This window comes from Flavobacterium sp. ASV13 (assembly GCF_000745775.1).
Lineage (GTDB): Bacteria > Bacteroidota > Bacteroidia > Flavobacteriales > Flavobacteriaceae > Flavobacterium.
On record NZ_JQJY01000001.1, the window covers coordinates 23,951 to 46,225 of the forward strand.

10 protein-coding genes and 1 pseudogene are annotated in these 22,275 nt (G+C 34.2%); 8 read left to right on the forward strand and 3 right to left on the reverse strand.

The features are described 5' to 3' along the window. Nucleotides 1–103: 103 nt before the first annotated feature. Together rpsA and GQ47_RS00115 are read left to right on the forward strand one after the other, a co-directional pair. Nucleotides 104–1,879 carry a 30S ribosomal protein S1 gene (gene rpsA / locus GQ47_RS00110; RefSeq protein WP_035643463.1) on the forward strand — a complete coding sequence of 592 codons (1,776 nt, stop codon included), beginning with the start codon at nucleotides 104–106 and terminating at the stop codon, nucleotides 1,877–1,879. A gap of 188 nt (nucleotides 1,880–2,067) precedes the next feature. Continuing rightward, nucleotides 2,068–4,377 carry a DUF7619 domain-containing protein gene (locus tag GQ47_RS00115; RefSeq protein WP_238567924.1) on the forward strand — a complete coding sequence of 770 codons (2,310 nt, stop codon included), beginning with the start codon at nucleotides 2,068–2,070 and terminating at the stop codon, nucleotides 4,375–4,377. Nucleotides 4,378–4,445: 68 nt separating this feature from the next. Here GQ47_RS00115 and GQ47_RS00120 read toward each other — a convergent pair whose 3' ends face one another. Then, nucleotides 4,446–4,982, reverse strand: coding sequence for an ExbD/TolR family protein (locus tag GQ47_RS00120; protein ID WP_035643467.1), 537 nt, complete (start codon nucleotides 4,980–4,982; stop codon nucleotides 4,446–4,448). Between the two features lie 81 nt (nucleotides 4,983–5,063). Next, entirely contained in the window at nucleotides 5,064–6,014 is a 951-nt protein-coding gene (locus tag GQ47_RS00125) for a S66 peptidase family protein (protein WP_051951246.1), read from the reverse strand. A gap of 351 nt (nucleotides 6,015–6,365) precedes the next feature. On the opposite strand from GQ47_RS00125, the pseudogene GQ47_RS00130 reads away from it, so the two are divergent. Then, nucleotides 6,366–6,617, forward strand: a pseudogene (locus GQ47_RS00130) (fasciclin domain-containing protein); the annotation flags it as partial. Nucleotides 6,618–7,369: 752 nt separating this feature from the next. Here GQ47_RS00130 and GQ47_RS00135 read toward each other — a convergent pair. After that, on the reverse strand, nucleotides 7,370–8,404 hold the full coding sequence (locus GQ47_RS00135; protein ID WP_035643471.1) for a LacI family DNA-binding transcriptional regulator: 1,035 nt from the start codon (nucleotides 8,402–8,404) through the stop codon (nucleotides 7,370–7,372). A 164-nt stretch (nucleotides 8,405–8,568) separates the two neighbouring features. Here GQ47_RS00135 and GQ47_RS00140 point away from each other — a divergent pair, with 164 nt between their 5' ends. The 5 genes from GQ47_RS00140 (at nucleotide 8,569) to GQ47_RS00160 (ending at nucleotide 22,222) form a co-directional block, all read left to right on the forward strand. Further along, complete coding sequence (locus GQ47_RS00140; RefSeq protein ID WP_051951248.1) at nucleotides 8,569–11,208, forward strand: TonB-dependent receptor; 2,640 nt, start codon at nucleotides 8,569–8,571, stop codon at nucleotides 11,206–11,208. Between the two features lie 89 nt (nucleotides 11,209–11,297). Beyond that, on the forward strand, nucleotides 11,298–12,518 hold the full coding sequence (locus GQ47_RS00145; RefSeq protein WP_035643475.1) for an MFS transporter: 1,221 nt from the start codon (nucleotides 11,298–11,300) through the stop codon (nucleotides 12,516–12,518). Then, nucleotides 12,508–14,373: a trehalase family glycosidase gene (locus GQ47_RS00150; RefSeq protein WP_035643486.1), complete on the forward strand. Its 1,866-nt coding sequence runs from the start codon at nucleotides 12,508–12,510 to the stop codon at nucleotides 14,371–14,373. The genes GQ47_RS00145 and GQ47_RS00150 overlap by 11 nt, the downstream gene beginning before the upstream one ends. Nucleotides 14,374–15,403: 1,030 nt before the next feature. Next, complete coding sequence (locus tag GQ47_RS00155) at nucleotides 15,404–17,065, forward strand: T9SS type A sorting domain-containing protein (RefSeq protein WP_035643489.1); 1,662 nt, start codon at nucleotides 15,404–15,406, stop codon at nucleotides 17,063–17,065. Between the two features lie 6 nt (nucleotides 17,066–17,071). Next, on the forward strand, nucleotides 17,072–22,222 hold the full coding sequence (locus tag GQ47_RS00160) for a DUF5977 domain-containing protein (RefSeq protein WP_152560970.1): 5,151 nt from the start codon (nucleotides 17,072–17,074) through the stop codon (nucleotides 22,220–22,222). Nucleotides 22,223–22,275: the final 53 nt, after the last annotated feature.

Genomic DNA, 22,275 nt, shown 5'->3' on the forward strand with positions numbered 1-22,275 from the left:
AGAAGAGTTTCCTTTAGGTATCAACCATTTATGTAAAACAACTTCTGTATTTTCTATCGCATGAAGAAACTCGAGAAAAACAGAATACAAATTTTTTATCAGCATGTCTGAACAATTAAAATCACAAGAAGAGTTTTTAGCAAATTTTAACTGGCATAACTTCCAAGAAGGAATTGATGCAGTAGATGAGAAAAACTTACAAGAGTTTGAAGAACTAGTATCAAAAACTTTCATCGCTACAGATCAAGAAGAAGTAGTTGAAGGAGTTGTTGTTAGAATTACAGATAGAGACGTTATCGTTGATATCAATGCTAAATCTGAAGGTGTTATTTCTTTAAATGAATTCCGTTACAACCCAAACTTAAAAGTAGGTGACAAAGTTGAAGTATTAATCGACATCCGTGAGGATAAAACAGGTCAATTAGTATTATCTCACAGAAAAGCACGTACTATCAAATCTTGGGATAGAGTTATTGCAGCTAATGAAACTGGAGAAATCGTTAACGGTTTTGTTAAATGTAGAACTAAAGGAGGTATGATCGTTGACGTATTCGGTATCGAGGCGTTCTTACCAGGATCTCAAATTGACGTTAAGCCAATTAGAGACTACGATGTATATGTAAACAAAATGATGGAATTCAAAGTGGTAAAAATCAACCACGAATTCAAAAACGTTGTTGTATCTCATAAAGCGCTTATCGAAGCTGATATTGAAGTACAGAAAAAAGAAATCATCGGTCAATTACAAAAAGGACAAGTATTAGAAGGTGTTGTTAAAAACATTACTTCTTATGGTGTGTTCATTGACTTAGGTGGTGTTGACGGATTAATTCACATTACTGACCTTTCTTGGAGCAGAATCAACCACCCAAGTGAAGTTCTTGAATTAGACCAAAAATTAAACGTTGTAATCCTTGATTTCGATGATGAGAAAACAAGAATTCAATTAGGATTGAAACAATTAAACGCTCACCCATGGGATGCTTTAGATGCTAATTTAACTATTGGTGATAAAGTTAAAGGTAAAGTAGTTGTAATCGCTGATTACGGTGCATTTATCGAAGTTGCTGAAGGTGTTGAAGGTTTAATCCACGTTTCTGAAATGTCATGGTCAACTCACTTACGTTCTGCTCAGGACTTCGTGAAAGTTGGAGATGTTGTTGAAGCAGTTATCTTAACTTTAGATAGAGATGATCGTAAGATGTCATTAGGTATCAAACAATTAACTCAAGATCCATGGACTGACATTACTTCTAAATACCCAGTAGGTTCTAAACATACAGGTATCGTTAGAAACTTTACAAACTTTGGTATTTTCGTAGAATTAGAAGAAGGAATTGATGGATTAATCTACATTTCTGACCTTTCTTGGACTAAGAAAATCAAACACCCATCTGAATTTGTAAATGTTGGTGAGAAACTTGATGTAGTTGTATTAGAATTAGATGTTGAAGGACGTAAATTATCTTTAGGTCACAAACAAACTACTGCTAATCCTTGGGATCAATACGAAGATTCTTTCGCTGTAGGAACTATCCACAATGGTGAAATTTCTGAAATCGTTGACAAAGGAGCTACTGTAGAATTCGGAGATGATATCGTTGCTTTCATTCCAACTCGTCACCTTGAAAAAGAAGACGGAAAGAAATTGAAAAAAGGTGATACTGCTGATTTCAAAGTAATTGAATTCAACAAAGAATTCAAAAGAGTAGTTGCTTCTCACACTGCTATCTTCCGTGAAGAAGAAGAGAAAAACGTGAAAGCTGCTACTGAAACTACTACATCTGCATCTACAAACGCACCAGCTGCGACTTTAGGTGACAACAATGATGTATTAGCTGCTTTAAAAGCTAAAATGGAAAAAACTGAGAAAAAATAATTCTTAGCTTTTTTATAAATAGAAAGTCCCACATTACTGTGGGACTTTTTTTTGTTTTGTATTTCTGCTTTTAAGATATTTTAACAAATAAAGTTGTGTTATTCTTGCAAAAAGTTACTTTTGTATGAAAACCCCCAAATATGAAAAAAATCTACTTTTTGCTTCTTACTGTATTTTTTTTAAATTTTTTGAGCGCACAAGATATTAATTTTCCTGATGCGAGTTTTGAAGCTAAGTTGGTAGCTGCAGATAAGTTTAATAGAACAGCACTTGACGGTTCTTATAAAGCGATTACGGTTGATGTCAATAATGATGGAAAAATACAAGAAAGCGAAGCATTGCTAGTTGTTCACTTAAGTGTAAGTTATTCTAATATAACTTCTATAGTTGGAATCGAAAAGTTTATTAACCTTAAAGAGTTAGACTGTGCTGAAAGTAAATTAACTACTCTAGATGTGACAAGTTTAAAAAATCTTACTAGTTTACGTTGTAATGGTAACAATTTAACGAGTTTAAATGTAACAGGTTTAAACAATCTTACGGAATTTTTTTGTCACGATAATAAATTGAAAAGTCTTGATGTGACAGGTTTAACGAAACTTAATATGTTATCCTGCTTTACAAATTTATTAACTTCTTTTGACGCCTCGCCATTAGTTGAATTGTCAAATTTAAATTGTTCAACCAATCAGTTAACTTCTTTAAATGTTTCATCTTTAGTTAAACTAAGAACTTTACAATGTGATGAAAATCAATTAACTGCTTTAAATATTTCACCATTAGTAAATTTAATAAGTTTAATTTGTAATAATAATAAGTTAGCATCTCTAGATGTATCGCCTTTATTACAGTTGTCTAAGTTAAGTTGCGGAAATAATAATTTTGAAAGTTTAGACTGTACAAATAATAAATATTTGACAACTCTTTATGCGGATGGTCCCAATCTTAAAAGATTGTTTATTAAAAATGGAAGTAATGATATGGCTAATGCTGAAATTGAAAATCAAAGAAGAACCTGGACTAGTAATGTAAATTTAGAATATATCTGTGCAGATGAATTTGAAATTGATTCAATTAAAAAATACTTTGATGAGCTTAATAGAAAAACTGTAATTAATAGTTATTGTTCATTTGTTCCTGGAGGTACTTTTTACACGATAGAGGGCAGTCAAAGATTAGATAGTAATAAAAATGGCTGTGATGCAAATGACGTTCTAATACCAAATTTAAAATATTCAATTACTAGTACTAAGGCAGTAGGGACTTTAATAGCTAAAGCTACCGGTAATTATTCAATTCAAGTTCAATCTGGAACTCATACAATATCCCCAGTATTCGAAAATCCGAGTTATTTTAATGCATCACCAACAGCTGTAAACATAACTTTTCCACTACTGAATAGTCCCTTTAAGCAAAATTTTTGTATCACACCTAATGGTGTTCATCCCGATTTAGAAATCACCTTAATTCCGCTTGAAGTTGCAAGACCTGGTTTTGATATCAAATTTAAATTGGTCTATAAAAACAAAGGAAATACGCTCCAATCGGGTACGGTAAATGTGGTATTTGATGATGCAATATTAGATTTAGTTTTGTCTAATCCAGTAGTATCAACTCAAAGTAGTAATAATTTGTCTTGGAATTTCAGCAACTTGCAGCCTTTAGAAACTCGTGAAATCAACTTTGTTTTGAATTTAAATGGCCCAACAGAAATTCCAGCTGTAAATAATGGTGTTATTTTAAAATTTACTACTACAATTGCTTCCCAAGTTACAGATGAAACTCCAATAGACAATACATTCGTATTAAATCAAGCCGTTGTTAATTCTTATGATCCAAATGATAAAACCTGTTTAGAAGGTGAAGTAATAACGCCAAATTTAATAGGTGAGTATGTGCATTATATGATTCGTTTTGAAAATACAGGAACTTATTCGGCGCAAAATATTGTGGTAAAAGATATGATTGACTTATCTAAGTTTGATATTTCGACTTTAATTCCAACAAGTTCCAGCCATCCTTTTGTAACTAAAATTTCAGAGACAAACAAAGTAGAATTCATTTTTGAAAACATCAAACTTCCATTTGACGATGCGAATAATGATGGATATGTAGCGTTCAAAATTAAAACAAAATCAAATCTAACCGTAGGAGATTCTTTTACAAATGATGCAAATATTTATTTCGATTATAATTATCCAATTTTAACGAATAAAGCTATTTCTACATTTAAAACATTAGGAACACAAGATTTTGAATTTTCGAATTATTTTGTGGTGTATCCGAACCCGGTAAAGGACGTTTTGAATATTAGTACTAAACAATCTATAGAAATTCAGTCGTTAGAAGTTTATGATATTCTTGGTCAAATTATAATTGCAGTTCCTAACGCAAAATCAGTTTCTAACATTGATGTTTCAAAACTGAAAGCTGGTAATTATTTTATAAAAGTAAAATTAGATAAAGGGACTTCAAGCATGAAATTTATTAAGAAATAAAAAAGAAGTTTTCGTCTAAACAAAAAGTCCCACGCAATGTGGGACTTTTTGTTTTTATAACATTATAATTATTTAACTGCTAGTAATTTTGTTTCTTCCGGAGAAAAATCATTTACAATTGCATAAGTATCTATTTTTGCAATGGCCATTTCATCCAGAATATCTACCAGATTTTTAAAATTGGATTTTTTGCTTGGTTTTATAATTACAATTGCACCATTTTTTGGCTTTCCAAGTGCAGTTGAGTATTTTATAATTTTACTATTTTTTTCAAATAATTCTTTACGAATTCCGTTTTTGCTATAATCTAATTTTTTAGGATTTTCCCTTGGTATAGCTAAAAGACCTGAGTACGTAATTATTTTATTATTTTCATCTAATAAAATTGTAATAATACGATTTGAATCTCCACCACAACGAATAACGCAGGTAAATTCTTTGTCAGAATATCTATCTGGCAAACTCAAACCCATAGATTTCGGTTTCGATAATTCCCCAACAACCATAAAAAATATAATCAGCAAAAAAGAAACGCTGACCATTGCTGTTAAATCAACTCGTAAACTTAACTTTTTGCTTCTGACTTTTTGTGGTAGATTTTTCATAGGAATACGATTTTATATTAAAGTTAATGAAAATTTTATTCAGAAAATAAATCTAGTTTAAATCAAAATATTTTTTCAGGCTTATTTGTAAGAAATAATAGCAGATGTTGCATTTGATTCTAACTTAACTTTTTTACCGAAAATCAACGCATGATTGTTTCTGATGTGTCCTGCCGGAAAATCGAAAATTACTGGATAATCATATTCTTTTACAGCATTTAGAATGATTTCACGATGTGTTCCGCCAAACAAAATATTTTCTTCTGTTTTATAATCAAAATCGCCAACGATAATTCCCTTTAAATCTTTCAAGAAGCCATTTCTTTTCAGCGTATACATCATTCTGTCTACTCGGTATAAATCTTCACCAACATCTTCAATAAATAAAATTTTGCCTTTTGGGTCAATGTCAGAATTACTACCTAACATCGACATAATAATCGAAAGATTTCCGCCTATAAGAACACCTTTACTTGTGCCTAATTTATTGAGTGGATTAGTAGTTACCTCATAACTTAAATCCTCACCAAATAAAGATTTATAAAGTGTTTCTTTGGCTTCAGGGGTAGCTCGTCTCATTCCGCCGGGCATTGTAGCGTGGATAGATGCAAATCCCAATCTATGAACTTGTTCGTGAAGAGTAGTAATATCTGAATAACCAATAATCCATTTTGGGTTTTTCTTAAAAGCAGAAAAGTTCAATTGATCAACAATTCTAACAGTTCCATAGCCTCCTCTGGAGCACCAGATCGCCTTAATGTTTTTATTATCTAAAGCTTCTTGCATATCATTTTGTCTTTCAAGGTCTGTTCCAGCAAAATGGTTGTGCCTTTTGAAAAGATTTTCGCCTAATTTAATATTAAGCCCCCAACTTTTTGCAAGCTCGATTCCCTGATCAATTTCTGTTGAGTCGGTTAGAAAACCCGCTGGAGCAACGATCATTATTGAATCACCTTTTTTAAGATAAGGTGGAATTGTATATTGTTTAATTGCTTTATCTGCTTCCGAAAGATAATTTTCTTGGTAATTCATTTTATAAGCCGGGGATTTACATTGAATAAAAGTGAGTAAAATTAAAATAGAAAAAATCGTTTTTGTGTGGTTATTAATTATCATTTTGAGGTTAAATTATGGAATGTTTTTAGCTTTAGTTTCTTGTTTTTTTAAGTAGATTTTTTATAATAAATATGTTTTGAATTTAATAATAAAAAGATGTGAAATCTATCACAGCTTAAAAATAATCAAAAATAATTGTAATTATTAATTACTTGTTTTACAGTGTATTTTGAGAATATTTCAGTGTTTTTTGAAATTATTTTAATTTTTGTTAAAACCAAAACCAATATTCCAGCGTAAATGAGCTTATAACTTAAAATATTAATTATGAAAACTAGAAAATTTTTAGCGACAGCAATTTTAGCTTTAACATTCGGATTTGCATCATTTGCTCAAAAAACGGTAATGGTGGGCGGTGCAGCAATGTATCCGAGTAAAAATATTATTGAAAATGCAGTAAATTCAAAAGATCACACTACGTTAGTAGCCGCTGTAAAAGCTGCTGATTTAGTAGAAACATTACAAGGCAAAGGACCGTTTACTGTTTTTGCTCCAACAAATGCAGCATTAGTCAAATTATTTTGTATGGGGGTGTGATTAATGATCAGATAACGCTTATGGTGTCAAAGAGATTTAAAGCGTTTCAAATATTTTAAGTTATAAATAGATACATAAAAAGCCAGAAATACACCAATTTTTAACTTCTTTAGAATAACAAGCAATAGATTTACTTAAGCAAATGATTGCAATGAAATAGTGCTTCCTTGTTTACTGCTTTACTATTTTTGTATCTCTTATGCACCTAGTATGATCCGTATTTGATGTAAGGCTTGAATGTTATTATCTGGGAGTGTAATTAACAATATTCTATTGAAGGAAAATTTTTGAGATGCAAATAAAAAAATAGAAAAGAAGTAATGTATTATTGTATTGTTTTTTTAGCATACAAAGGTCTTATGCTTCTGTGTCCATTTTTAGGTATGAACTCCAAATTGGACATGTGAGCAAGATTTGACAAATGTGGAGTTATTGGCTTTTTATGCATATGAAAAATTGATTATAATGAATCCAAGGCTAAAAAAGCATACAAAGGCGACTTACAATTTTTAATAGTTCTGCAAGTGCGAATTTCATAATTATTTTTATTTAATATAATTAGAAAATAAATTTAGTGCATAAATTAAGTATAAAAAAATAGTTTTGATTTATATTATTGTTATTCATTATTTTACTTGTAAAATAAAAGGTTAGAAGAACATATGAAAAGGTATTTGGCACAAAACATTTGTTGTTGCTGGATACCTTTTTTGATTAGTTTGCTAAATAAAAGTTTAAGAATTTATTCTAACTGTAGATTCTCGTTCAATGATTCTTGTTGGAAGTTCAATAAGCTGGTGTGTTATTGGCTTAAGATCTTTTATATCTGCAATTTCATCAATAAGAATGGAAACTGCCGTTTGCCCCATTTCAAATCCAGGCTGATCAATTGTGGTCAATTTAGGGGAAATAACCGTACTCATAAACCAATTACTGAATCCAAAAACGGCAACTTGTTCAGGAGTTTTTATTCCGGCTTCATTAAAATATTTTATAATCCCGATGGCGACTAAATCTGTAATCGCAAAAATCGCATCAATATCCGGATTCTCGCTCATTACTTTTTGCGCATTTTCGTAACCATCTTCAAAATCAGTATTGTTGTCGCAAACATAAACCAGTTTCGAATCGTACTCAATTCCGTGAGCTTCGAGTGCTCTTTTATAACCTAAAAAACGATCGATAGAATTTTGCGGAACATAAGAACCTCTAAAATGCGCGATTTTTTTATATCCTTTATTAATAAGATACGTCACAGCATCATAAGCTGCTTTTGCATCATTAATAACAACTTTGGAACAATCAACTCTTTTGGCAATTTTATCAAAAAGAACAACAGGAGTATTTTTTCGAATCACTTCATTAATATGACTGAAATCATCAGTTTCATTTGAGAGAGACATTAAAACTCCGTCAACTCGTTTTTGAATTAAAAGAGCAAGTTGTTTTTTCTCGAGTTCGTACTTTTCATTTGATTGTAATATAATGACCAAATAACCTCTTTTTTCGGCTTCTTCAAGAATACCATTTAATACGCTCGAAAAAAAATGATGTACCGTAGCCGGAATAATGACGCCAATTGTTTTGGTTTCATTAGTTCGAAGGTTTACCGCAACAGAATTGGGCATGTAGTTCATCGTTTCGGCCATTTCGATAACTCTGGCTCGAGTAGACTTACTAATATCTGTATACCCTTTTAAGGCTTTTGAGACTGTGGTAACCGAAATTCCCAAGGCTGAGGCTATATCTATTAATTTTGTGTCATTCATGAAATAAAAGTACTAAAAATAAACTGCATGAATAAAATTTTAAGTTCCGAAAACGTTTTAGGTCTTTTCGAAAACGTTTTCGATTTTTAATTCCTATATTCCTTATAATTAGTTATTAAGTTTGACAGTGATAACCATAATAACTAACTAACCGAACAAAAAAAATGAAAAAGCTACACCAGTATTTAGGTACATTACTTTTAATGTTTTGCCTGTTTTTTTTACCAAATAATATATTTGCCCAAAATAAAGGCACCATATCAGGAAAAGTATTAGACGACAGCGGAGTAACAGTTCCGGGAGCAAATGTGACTCTTAAGGAAACAGGAAAAAGTACGATTACAGATGAAAACGGAGGATATTCATTCTCTAATATCGATGCAGGAACTTATACTATTATTGCAACAAATGTGGGGTACAAAACTTTCGAAAAGCAAATTGCAATAAAAGAAGACGAATCTCTAGAGGTGAATTTACTTCTTGAAGGAGAATCACAAAGTCTAAAAGAAGTTGTGGTTACAGGATCATCATCGCCAAGATCTAAATTGGAATCCAGCGTTGCAATTACAACAATGGGCTCAAAAGCTATCGAAGACAGAGCACCATCGAGCACAGCGGCTTTGCTTCAAACCATTCCGGGATTTGTGGTAGAAGCATCTGGAGGAGAAATAGGAAATAACCTTTTTGCAAGAGGAATTCCATCAGCTGGAGCGTATGAATATGTACAAATTCAAGAAGATGGATTGCCGGTTTTTGAAGATGGTGCTTTGCAATTTGCCAACGCCGATACTTTTTACAGATTAGACGAAACAGTAAGTAAAATGGAAGCTGTTCGTGGAGGTTCGGCATCAATTTTCGCGAATAATGCTCCGGGTGGAATCATCAATTTCATCTCTAAAACAGGTCAGAATGAATTTATGGGAAGAGCAAAATTCACGACATCAGATTATGGAATGTTCAGAACAGATCTTAATTTATCAGGCGCTTTGATTAAAGATAAATTGTTTTTTAATGTTGGAGGTTTCTACAGAGCCGATAATGGTGTGAGAAATACAGGTTTTACAGCAAATAAAGGCGGACAAATAAAAGGAAACATCACTTATAAATTTGATGACAACGATTATTTAAGAGTTAATTTCAAACACCTTGACGACAGAAATACATTCTATTTGCCAATTCCTTTAAAAAGTAATAACGGAAAAATTGAAGGAATTCCGGGATTTAATCCAAATTATGGAACGTTGACTTCAGTAAATTTCAGCCACTTAAATGTGCCTCAATATGGCGGAGGAACTTTTAGTGCAGATTTAGAAGATGGTTCTCATCCGGTTATCAACTCAATTGGAGCTGAATTCAAAAAGAAAATATCTGAGAAAGTAACGTTCAAAAATGCATTTAAACAAACCAATATTGATTTAAATTACAATGCAATTTTCCCTAACGGAGGTCCTTGGACACAAAGCGCTTATGCAACAGATGTTCAAAATACAACGGCAAGCAATTTAACCTATTCTTATGTAGACAACGGTCAAACTCTTGATCCAAATGCTTTAATTATGAGAGCAGATCTTTGGCATATCGACAAAAAGATGAACAATTTTGCTAATAATTTCTCTTTCAATTTTGACTTAGATCCTGTAAAATTAACAGCTGGTTATTACTATTCAAACTGGAAATCAAACCAATATTGGAACTGGAATTCTTATTTAGTAGGCGTTTCAGATAATCCAAGATTGTTAAATGTAAAAGACAATACAACAGGAGTTGATCACACTTGGAACGGAGTAGAAAGGATTACATGGTTAGAAAGAGACGCTCAAACCAAAGGTCTTTTGAATGATATTTATGCTGATGCCGAAATTAAAGCTACAGATAATTTGACCTTCAACGCAGGTTTAAGATACAACAAAGACAAATATTCAGGTTATAGAGACAACGCCAGATTTTTTGCAGAAAACTTAGGGATTTTAGACAACAATACGGCTGATGATAAAGTTACAACCGTAAAAGGAAATCCTTATACCTATTGGAGATATGATGTAAGCGAATGGTCTTATACAGCTGCGGGGAATTACAAATTCAATGATAATATGGCTTCGTATGTTCGTTATAGCCACGGTTTTAGATCACCAATCGAAGAATCATTTTATGATAATGCAGCAGATTTAAGCAAATTAGAAAATACAGAAGTAAATCAGTTTGAGTTAGGTTATAAATATTCTAATTCATTCTTTAATGTGAATGCCAACTTGTTTCATATGAACTTGAAGAACGTTGCTTTTACTGACATCTTATCTGACGGATCTTCTGAAAACAAATTTGCCGATGTAAACAATATTGGTCTAGAAGTAGAAACTAATGCGAGATATGAAATCGTAAAACTGAATTTCACTTTTACAGTTCAAAAACCAGAATACAATAATTTTACAGGAACAAATGCTGACGGTTCGACTTTTGATTTTAACGGAAATACAGCACGAAGAATCCCTAAATTTTTCTGTAATCTAAGACCAGAAGTAGATATCACAAAAGATCTTACGGCTTACGTTCAGTTTTCTTATTACGACAAAAAATTCACGAATCAGGATAACAAACAAGTTTTGCCGGCTTATAAAGAAGTTGGAGCAGGTTTGAATTATACCTATAATAATCTTCGTTTTGCAGTAGATGCTTCGAATTTATTCAATGAAATTGGTTTAACAGAAGGAGATCCAAGACAAACAACTTCTGCGGCAAGCGATGTGTTTATGGCAAGACCTATTTTAGGACGCGCGTTTAGATTTTCGGTAGCGATTAATTTCTAAATTTATACATACGGTATTGTAGAGGCGCACAGTAGTGCGTCTCCACACCGTAATTGCAACGTAGCCGCAAACAAATCACATCTAAAAAAATGAAAAACATAGGAATTAAAATCTCTCTTTATCTTAATTATTTTGTCTTCGCTATTTTATTAAACAGCGTAGGAATTGTGATTCTAAAATCGCAAAGCAATTACGGAGTAGATGAAGTTCAGGCAAGTATTTTAGAAGCTTTCAAAGACATGCCAATTGCTATTGTGTCCTTTTTTATAGCCTCTTTTTTACCAAGAATAGGCTATAGAAAATCGATGTTAATAGGATTAGGTTTGGTTACTCTGGCTTGTATTTCTATGTATTTTGGAAACTCATTTGACAACGCTAAATTTCTTTTTGCGACTGTAGGAGTTTCATTTGCTTTGATCAAAGTTTCGGTTTATTCCTTGATTGGAACTGTGACCGAAACCAAAAAAGAACACAATGCTTTGATGAGTAGTATCGAAGGTTTTTTTATGGTTGGGATTGCGTTGGCTTATTTTTTATTTCCAGCTTTTAATAACGAAAATGATCCTAATTCATGGCTAAATGTATATTGGTTTTTGGCTGCATTATCGTTCCTGTCATTTTTGTTTTTATTTTTTGTGAAATTCAAAGAACCGGAAGTTTCGGCGGGAGCAAACCTAAAAGATGACTTTCTGCAAATGTTCAAATTAATGGCAAAATTGCTTACCGTAATTTTTGTTATAAGCGTCTTTTTGTTTGTCATGATCGAACAGGGGATTCTTTCATGGTTGCCAACATTCAATACAAAAGTGCTCCATTTGCCGGAGAATATCAGTATAATGATGGCGAGTATTTTGGCGATTTCACTAGCAATTGGACGAATGATTGCAGGGATTGTAACCAAAAAAGTGAACTGGATTTGGGTTTTAACCGTATGTATTTTTTCGGCGATGCTGATCGTGATTTTTGTACTTCCAAAAACAGTTGGCTTAGAAGTTAAAAACATCAATACACTTTCGGATATACCTTTAATTGGTTTTGCATTTCCTTTAATCGGGTTGTTTATTGCACCAATTTATCCTTTGCTAAATTCGATTGTACTTAGTGCTTTACCAAAGAATTTGCAAAGCTCAATGACCGGATTAATTGTAATATTTTCTGCTCTTGGCGGAACATTAGGTTCCAGAATAACAGGCTGGTTGTTTAAAAATGAAGGACCGGAAAACGCATTTTATTTTACTTTAATTCCAATGTCTTTATTATTAATATCCTTTTTTATTCTCAAAAAAATAACTGCAAAAGATGAAATTTAAATTACATATAAACCAAACCATCGAAAAATTATTGGCTCAGGAAGATACTGATGGCGATAAAAAAATAACGATTGATGATCATGGTCCAAAGAAATTTTTGGTGTACGATCAAGATGGGAATCCGGCAGTTATCGAAGGAACTTATCAGCTTTCAAATTTATTGCAGGAATTGGCTTTGGCAAAAAAAAATAAAACCGAATTTGCCGAAATCAATCTGAATGAAATTACCGAAGATCCTGTAAAAAGGATTTCGAGAAAGATAAAAAACCTGTATTGGAAAGGTCTTACGCGAACAATTGATGCCGATGGTGTAAAGAAAATCCTGGAAGACAATAAGATCGAAAATGAATTGGCTTATTTGTATGTTCCTTTTGGAGATGAAATTGTTTTTGATTATTTCAAGAAATTAGAAGCTACAACTCCAAAGTTAAAAGTGGTACAAATGCCTAAAAATATTTCGCCCGAATATGTGCTTTCGCTGAATAAACAACCCGGAATTTTAGCTTTGGCACTTCAGATAAAAAACAATGAAATTTCAGGCGTTCCGTTTGTAGTTCCCGGCGGTAGGTTTAATGAAATGTACGGTTGGGACAGTTATTTTATTGCCAAAGGACTTTTGATTGACGATAAAATTGATCTTGCTTTAGGTATTGCAGAGAATTTTAAATATCAAATCGATCATTACGGAAAAATCCTAAATGCCAACCGAAGTTATTATTTAACCCGTACACAACCGCCACTTTATACGTCGCTAATTATGGATGTTTTAGAAAAGTCGAATCCGGATATTTTCTGGATTGAAAGACATTTAAAAACCGCCATAAAAGAATATCAAACCGTTTGGATGGAAGAAGGAAAGCGACTAACAGCAAATGGATTAAACCGCTATAAAGCAGAAGGAATCGGGCTTCCGTTTGAAGTTGAAGAAGGGCATTTTGATGATATTCTGGAGCAATATGCGCCTAAATATGATCTTTCAACGCGAGAATTTGAAAAGAAATATCTCGAAAGAGAAATTATAGATGCTGAACTTGATAAGTATTTTATTCACGATCGAAGTATGCGCGAAAGTGGGCATGATACAACAAATAGATTGGTTGGAGTTTGTGCCAATTTAAATACGGTTGCGATCAATAGTTTGCTTTATAAATACGAAACTGATATTGCTTTTTTGATTAAAAAGTACTTTAAAAATGAATTTCAATATTTTGAAGACAAATCTTTTTCAAGTGAATATTGGATTTCAAAAGCGAATTCAAGGAAAGAGAAAATCAATAAAATGTGCTGGAATTCAGAATTAGGATGTTATCTGGATTATGATTTTGTAAACGAAAAGCAACATTTCTTTGAAGCTGCGCCAACTTTTTATCCGCTTTGGGCGAAAATAAGCACACAGGAAGAGGCTGAAATTTTGGTTAAAAAAACACTTCCAAGGTTTAAAATGAAAGGTGGAATTGCCGGAAGCACCAAAGAATCAATTGCGGGTGTTGACGAAAATGCACCAATAAGACAATGGGATTATCCGTTTGGATGGGCGCCGCATCAAATGCTTTTATGGGAAGGTTTACTGAACTATAATTTCAACGAAGAAGTCCAGGAAATGGTGTATCGCTGGCTTTGGTTAATTACCAGAAATGCGGTTGATTATAACGGAACAATTCCGGAGAAGTTTGATTTATCGATTAGTTCGCACAAAATTTTCGCAGAATACGGAAACGTAGGAACGGAATTCGATTACATAACTGAAGAAGGTTTTGGCTGGATGAACGCTTCTTACCAATACGGATTAACGATTTTAGAAGACGATTTAAAACAAAAACTATCAGGTTTAGTTGATCCTGATGATTTGTTTTAATTTTTTTGTTAGCATTCAAAATTGGAATATGTGTTGTTTTTTACCACAAATATTTTATAACTGTATTCCATTTATAAAGCTTAAATCATGAGTATTGAATCGATTTTTTTGGGTGATGGATGTAAAATGATGTTATTGTTAATAATACAACTGCAAACATGTATTTAATTAGTCTTCAGTTTTATAACGAATGCTAATTACATTATTATTTATTCTAAATAAGCAAGTAAACAAGTTGCGAAATAAATAACTTATTTGCTTCATTAGAATAGCAAATTAATTAAGTGATCTAGTAAGTGTAAGAAAAGTAATCTGCCTATTCTTTAAAAAAATACATGTTTTCTAGTTTTGAACTGGGACGCTCCGCCATTCGAACCTAAGCAGATAAGTGCTTGATTTTAATAAGTTTAGTATAAGTAAAAGAATTAAGCACCAGGATTTTGCAACAAATTTGAAATGGCGAATTATTTGTAAATTCACCTTAGCTTTTTGTGGCACTTTTGAAGTGAACTCCAAAATTACTTTCTTTTAAAAAAGGACTTGTTAGATTTTTTAAAAAGCTTCAAGTTTTTTTGCCTAAGATTTAGGATAGCATTATTTCTAATGCTTGCAATTAAAATTCCACAAATATCATATAAATAATTTTGCAGTAGCTTAAAATAAATGTTGCTTTTGATACAATAATATCATAGAAAGCACAATCTTCAGTTGTTCCTTATCAATATTTCTAATTGATTTGCACGTTCTTTTTGACTAAAAATATATATGCCAAATATTGTGAAATATGGTAAATGTAAAAATCTCATTTTATCTTAAGTATTTTACTTCGCTTTTTAATGAATTAGAATAATAAAGACATATTTGTAGTTTTTTTTGCAATTTTTTAGTGCGAAAATTATTTTTTTTACTGTATTTACTGATAATTTCAATGATAAATTTTCAAAATGAGGAAAACCGTAAAATTTTAATAAATGGGGTTATTAGATTTGCGGGCAAATTATTATCGCCCAAAACCTAACTCAGTTTGCTTATGGAAAAACTTTACTTATTAATTTCTCTATTCTTACCAATATTTATTTATTCCCAAGATATTCAGTGGGAAAAATCGTATGGCGGAATTCACGCCGATTATCTATTTGATGCCCAGCCTACCGCCGATTATGGCTTTATCCTAGCAGGCAGTTCTTTATCAGACAAAACAGGAAATAAATCCGATGACAACCATGGAGATCTAGATTTCTGGATTTGGAAAATGTCAGAAAAAGGAGAACTTGATTGGCAAAAGAGTTTTGGAGGAAACGGTTTTGATCTGCTTCAAAGCATAAAAGGCACAAAAGATGGTGGTTTCATTCTTGCTGGTACATCAAGTTCAGGAAGTGGTTTTCAGAAAGGGGAAGATTGCAAAGGAATTACTGATTTTTGGGTCATTAAACTTGATGCTGCAGGTGGAGAACAATGGCAAAGAACGATCGGTGGAATTGGGCAGGATGAATTATTATGTGCCTTTCAGACTAAAGATGGAGGCTATATTTTAGGAGGTTCTTCAAGCTCGAGCCCTCAGCCAATTTCAAATATTAAACTTGACGGAAAATCGACAGCAACTTCAAAAGCAGACCTATTCAGTAAATCTGAAAAAAGCCGTGGCAATATGGATTATTGGATCGTAAAGCTTAATAAAGAAGGTAATATTGAATGGCAGAAAACATATGGTGGCCAATATGCGGATTTATTGAGAAGCATGGAGCAGACTTCTGACGACGGATACATTTTGGTTGGATATTCAAATTCTCCAATTTCGGGAGATAAAATAGATAATATTAATGGAGAAGGAGATTACTGGATTGTTAAAATTGACGATTCAGGAGCTATTCAATGGCAAAAAACATATGGTGCAGACGGTGATGATCAGCCGTATGTTATTCATCAGACTGTGGATGGAGGATATATCGTTGGAGGGAATTCGGATAGTAAAAACGCCTTAACTACACAAGGGGGTATCGTAAGTAATGGTACAGATTTATGGCTTCTTAAGTTAGATAAAGAAGGAGATGTTGACTGGAGTAAAACGTATGATTTTGGGAAAACAGACATATTGACTTCTTTGGTTGAAAATGCTGACCGTAGCTTTTTAATTGGCGGCTACGCAAAATCAGAAATTGTAAGATCTGCAGCATCTACCATTGCAAAAGCGGTCGGGGCAAGCCTTGAAAAGGACGGTGTAAACGATTATATCGCACTTAAAACGGATGAAAAAGGCGAAGAAATCTGGAACAAAACTGTTGGAAGCGGGGGCGAAGATATTCTGAGAAAAGTAATTGAGACCAGAGATGGTGGGTATATTATGGCAGGCACTTCAAATTCCGGTTCTTCAAAAGATAAGAATACAAATATCGGAAGCAATGACTTCTGGGTGGTCAAACTAAAAGACAAGGAAAAAGTTGAGAAAGTGAAGTCAAGTATAGAGGCCATACCAAACCCAGCAAAGACTTACACAAACGTGATTATTGGATACGATTTCAAGGAAGGCACTGCTACTTTAGTGGACATATCTGGAAGAATTCTGCAGGAATTCAAAATAGAGAGCCGAACAGTACCGGTAGATTTAAGCCGATACGCAGAAGGAATCTATATCATCAACATCAGGACTGATGTGAAAAAGGAATCGGTTAAGGTTATAAAATCAGTTAATTAAAAAGACATGAAAAGAATATTTTTTATATTGTTTCTACTAAAATCGGCCTCGTCTATAGCGCAAACCGGAAAGGAAAATTACTTTCCGCCGACACCTGAGGCCAATTCATTAATAAAACATGTCGATGTTCCTGTAAATTACTCGACAGGAGCAACCAATTATTCGATCCCGATTCATACCATAAAGTTGAAGGAAGTGAATATTCCGATTACGTTGTCATATCAGTCTTCAGGATTCAAGCCTTCAGAAATTGCCAGCAACGTGGGATTTGGCTGGGAGCTAAATGCAGGTGGGAAAATCACGCAAAATATTGTTGGAAAAAATGATTTAGAATACAATGGAGCTTCTAATAATTTTGGAAGTTTAGCAAATGAGAAGGATTTTAAGCTGCCGACGCCTGTTATGGATTTAGTGTGGGGTCAACAGGTATATACTCAAAGGCAATTGGACAGCATAAGGGCTGCAGGAACTGATTACGCCCGACTATACGATATTGATCAATATGGAACCGATACCAAGCCTGATATGTATTATTATTCAATACCGAACAAATCAGGCAAATTTTTTTTTGGAAACTTTTTTGAAACCAAGCAGATTCCTTTCGGAAAAGAGAAGATTTTGTATAATAGTGCAAACGGAACTTTTGAAATTGTAGACACAGATGGTACCAGATATATTTATAATATCAAAACACAGAACTTTAATTCTACGGAAAATGTATGCCAGAAGTTTCCAAAGCTAAACGGAACCTCCAACAGTTCGACATATACTTTTTATTTGACTCAGATCATTACTACAAATAACGAAACAGTTGATTTTATCTATGATAATATTGTAAAATACTCGCTTTACAATGACAAAGATTATACGAGATATTATCACTGGTTTTTTGGAGGCGGGGAAAAGGTTACTTCCTTCTATTCAGAAATAACTGCCAAAGTATTGACAAAAATAAAAGTGAATCAGGATTACGAGATAGAGTTTTTATACAATAATTACCGAAAAGATATAAAAGGCACCCTTCAGGCATCAGCACCAAAAAGTCTTGATGTAATAAATGTGAAATATAAGAATACAGTAGAGACTTATAATTTTAGTTACGGATATTTTGGTATTGCAGACAATACATATAACCCAAGTCTTTTTGAGTCTATCCTTGTAAATGATGATACAAATTATAGATTAAAGTTAAAAAGTTTTCAAAAAATAGGTGAAACCCCTTATGTTTTTTCATACTATAATGAATTTGCATCTAGCAGGTATCCACCCAATCTTGATCATTGGGGATATTTAAGTTCTCAAGGAGGCAAATATACAATGAATACACTTTTCAACGACCTAGGCAGTTCAAAAGAACCGAGTTTAGAGTCTAGTAAAACCAATATACTAAAGGGAGTAATTCTGCCAACAAAGGGAGAGGTAGAATTCAATTATGAGCTGAATACTTGTTCTGACTGTGATATTGAGTATAAGTATTATGACTGGGACTCTTTTGGAGTTTATGCAAATACAGATGATGTTTATTCCAATGAATGGTTGACAGATAATAAGATTGTGTTTACAGTTCCTGAAAAAATAGAAAGTGTACCTTTTGTCAGTTTTAATTTAATTAGTGCCGGTGAAGCCACAACAAGTAATTACGCTATAGCTGAGCTTTATGATGATCAAAATCATAGGATGAATTTTGAACTTGCGGGTACCACAGGTAACAATTCTAAGCAATACATAGGAGATCCATTGCTCCCTGGGAAAACATACACCTTGTTTTTAAAATGTTATGATACAATGGAAAATGAGAACAAGTTTGTCATGATTAATTTCCTAAAATCTACGACTGTTAAGAATGTAATATCTAACGTTGGCGGACTGCGAATACAGAGCATAAAAACAAAAGATTCCAATAGTTATGTCACAGACCGCTCTTTTGATTATATAGATCAGGGCAAATCTTCTGGTATACTGTATGAAAGGCCATCCTATTATGATGAATATGCCTATTTTAATGAAGGCAGCGATCCAGATGCAAACACGATGGGTAATGGATTAGTAAGTTTGGCTGTTCAATATTCGAGAATCCCTTCAGATTTGTTTGGATTTAATGGCTACCATATTTTCTACAAAAAAGTTACTGAAAAGAACAACGACGTAAAAAATTCTTCAAATATCATAAAAACCGAAAAATATTTTACCTTCGATGATGACCTTCGATATGGCGAGCAGAGTTATTTTTCAAAAGTGTCCTACAATTGGAAGAGAGGCCTACCTTTACAGATCAACGAATTTAATCAAGCAGGTATAGCAAGAAAAACTGTATTTTCTTATAAATTCTGGGATACGCCTGTAGGTACAAATACCTCAAAATATGAATCAGGCTTTCCGATCAACAATCCTACACAGCCAAATGAGTTTTATAAGAGAGGCATTGATCTCAGTGCATACAGGCGCAGCTCACACTTTTACAATCTCTATCAATATTCGAATTCCAGATTAATATCCGCCTGGTATTACATGGACAAAAAGACTGTAGAGGAGACGCTTTCAGGAAGCATTCTTAAAACGGAAGAGAATTATAAATACAACAATACAGTACATGCACAGCTTACCTCGCAGACTACAATAAACTCCAAGGGAGAGACACTGGAGACAAAATATTACTATCCTGGAGACTTATTGGGCGAGCCATTGATGGCGGAGCTGAACAATGCAAACAGAATTGACAAGCCGATATTGACCGAGACATACAGGGCAGGCGGACTGATCGCAAGAAATAAGACTGTTTATGCCAAAGATGCAACGACTGGCGATCTGATATTACCGAAAGACCTATATTCTGCGAAGTTTCCCAATTCACTGCCCAATATTTCCAATGTGGGCAATCTGGAAAAGAAGATTACCTACAATCAGTATGATGACAAGGGGAATGTTTTGCAGTATACTCCTGAAAACGGCACTCCGGTATCGATTATATGGGGATATAGGAAAACCATGCCATTGGCAAAAATAGAGAATGTTGTTTATAGTAGTATTCCAGCTGGGACGATAAGCAATTTGCAGGCACTTTCGGATGCGGATAATGACAACTGCCTTACAGCAGACTGTACCGAGCAATTGCTGCGTGCGGCATTGAACACTTTTAGAGGCACACTGCCAAATGCGTTTATAACAACCTACACCTATAATGCCCTTGTTGGGGTTACCAGCGTGACAGACCCTAGGGGAATATCTTCTTATTACGAATATGATGCTGTCGGGCGCTTAAAATTTGTAAAAGATCAGGATTTAAATGTGCTCCAAAAGTATTGCTATAATTATAAGGGACAACAGGTAAATTGTGCTGATAATACTTCAACAAGTGTAATTTTTTATAAAAACATTGCAAAAAGTGTTGTGATTGCCAGAAACAATTGCCCGGCCGGAGGTACTCCGCAAAGCGCTACTTATACTGTACCAGCGGGTCGCTATAGTTCTGATGTTTCCCAAGCTGCGGCGGATGCAAAAGCCCAGGACGATATCGATTTGAATGGCCAGATATATGCCAATACAAATGCAAAATGTATTTTCGTAAATGCTGCAAAAAGTGTTGTGATTGCCAGAAACAATTGTGCAGTAGGAGGTACTCCGCAAAGCGCTACTTATACTGTACCAGCTGGCCGCCATAGTTCTGATGTTTCCCAAGCTGCCGCGGATGCGAAAGCTCAGGACGATATCGATTTGAATGGCCAGACGTATGCCAATACAAATGCGAAATGTATTTTCGTAAATGCGGCAAAAAGTGTTGTGATTGCCAGAAACAATTGTGCAGCCGGAGGTACTCCGCAAAGCGCTACTTATACTGTTCCAGCGGGCCGTTATAATTCTGACGTTTCCCAAGCTGCTGCGGATGCAAAAGCTCAGGACGATATCAGTTTGAATGGTCAGGCGTACGCGAATGCAAATGCGAAATGTATTTTCGTGAATACTGCAAAAAGTGTTGTGATTGCCAGAAACAACTGCGCAGTTGGAGGTACTCCGCAAAGCACTACTTATACTGTTCCAGCAGGCCGTCATAATTCCGATGTTTCCCAAGCCGCAGCAGATGCAAAAGCTCAGGACGATGTCAGTTTGAATGGCCAGGCGTATGCCAATGCAAATGCGAAATGTATTTTCGTAAATGCTGCAATAAGTGTTGTGATTGCCAGAAACAACTGCGCAGTTGGAGGTACTCCGCAAAGCGCTACTTATACTGTTCCAGCAGGCCGTCATAATTCCGATGTTTCCCAAGCGGCAGCGGATGCAAAAGCTCAGGACGATGTCAGTTTGAATGGCCAGGCGTATGCCAATGCAAATGCGAAATGTATTTTCGTAAATGCTGCAAAAAGTGTTGTGATTACCAGAAACAACTGCCCAGCCGGAGGTACCCCTCAAAGTGTTACCTATACTGTCCCAGCAGGCCGTTATAATTCTGATGTTTCTCAAGCTGCAGCAGATCTTCAGGCCCAGAATGAGGTTGTTAATAATGGTCAAAACTATGCAAATGATAATAACAATGCGAAATGTATTTTCTTAAGCGCGGCAAAAAGTGTTGTGTTTGCCAGAAACAATTGTCCGGCCGGAGGTACTCCTCAAAGTGTTACTTATACTGTTCCAGCGGGTCGTTATAATTCTGATGTTTCTCAAGCTGCGGCAGATCTTCAGGCCCAGAATGATGTAGCTAATAATGGTCAAAACTATGCGAATGACAATAACAATGCAAAATGTATTTTCTCAAGCGTGGCAAAAAGTGGTGTCTTTACAAGAAACAATTGCGCCGCTGGCGGTACTCCTCAAAGCGTGACTTATATTGTTCCTGCCGGTCGCTATAGTTCTGATGTTTCGCAAGCTGTGGCGGATGCTAGGGCTCAGGATGATGTCAGTTTGAATGGCCAGATTTATGCGAATGCGAATGCGTACTGTACATTTAGAAGCAAGCTGATCGTGTATCAGATTTATAAAAATGATTATTGTCCTCCCGGAACCACCTTCCCATATGTTTATTATATTGTTGATGAAGGAGCTTATCAATCTAATGCATCACAGGCAGATGCAGATAATAAAGCATGGGCAGATGTAGCTGCAAATGCACAGGCTTATGCCAATGCAAATGGTCGATGCTTGGATCCGGGCGAGACTGAAGAATAAATAAAGGCTTGGCCATTTAATCATTTTAAAACCATATTTAAAGGAGGATGAAA

Coding starts and splice junctions, on each gene's coding strand:
- rpsA (WP_035643463.1), top strand. CDS start 104: ATGTCTGAACAATTAAAATCACAAGAAGAGTTTTTAGCAAATTTTAAC.
- GQ47_RS00120 (WP_035643467.1), bottom strand. CDS start 4,982: ATGAAAAATCTACCACAAAAAGTCAGAAGCAAAAAGTTAAGTTTACGA.
- GQ47_RS00125 (WP_051951246.1), bottom strand. CDS start 6,014: ATGAATTACCAAGAAAATTATCTTTCGGAAGCAGATAAAGCAATTAAA.
- GQ47_RS00135 (WP_035643471.1), bottom strand. CDS start 8,404: ATGAATGACACAAAATTAATAGATATAGCCTCAGCCTTGGGAATTTCG.
- GQ47_RS00140 (WP_051951248.1), top strand. CDS start 8,569: ATGAAAAAGCTACACCAGTATTTAGGTACATTACTTTTAATGTTTTGC.
- GQ47_RS00145 (WP_035643475.1), top strand. CDS start 11,298: ATGAAAAACATAGGAATTAAAATCTCTCTTTATCTTAATTATTTTGTC.
- GQ47_RS00150 (WP_035643486.1), top strand. CDS start 12,508: ATGAAATTTAAATTACATATAAACCAAACCATCGAAAAATTATTGGCT.
- GQ47_RS00155 (WP_035643489.1), top strand. CDS start 15,404: ATGGAAAAACTTTACTTATTAATTTCTCTATTCTTACCAATATTTATT.
- GQ47_RS00160 (WP_152560970.1), top strand. CDS start 17,072: ATGAAAAGAATATTTTTTATATTGTTTCTACTAAAATCGGCCTCGTCT.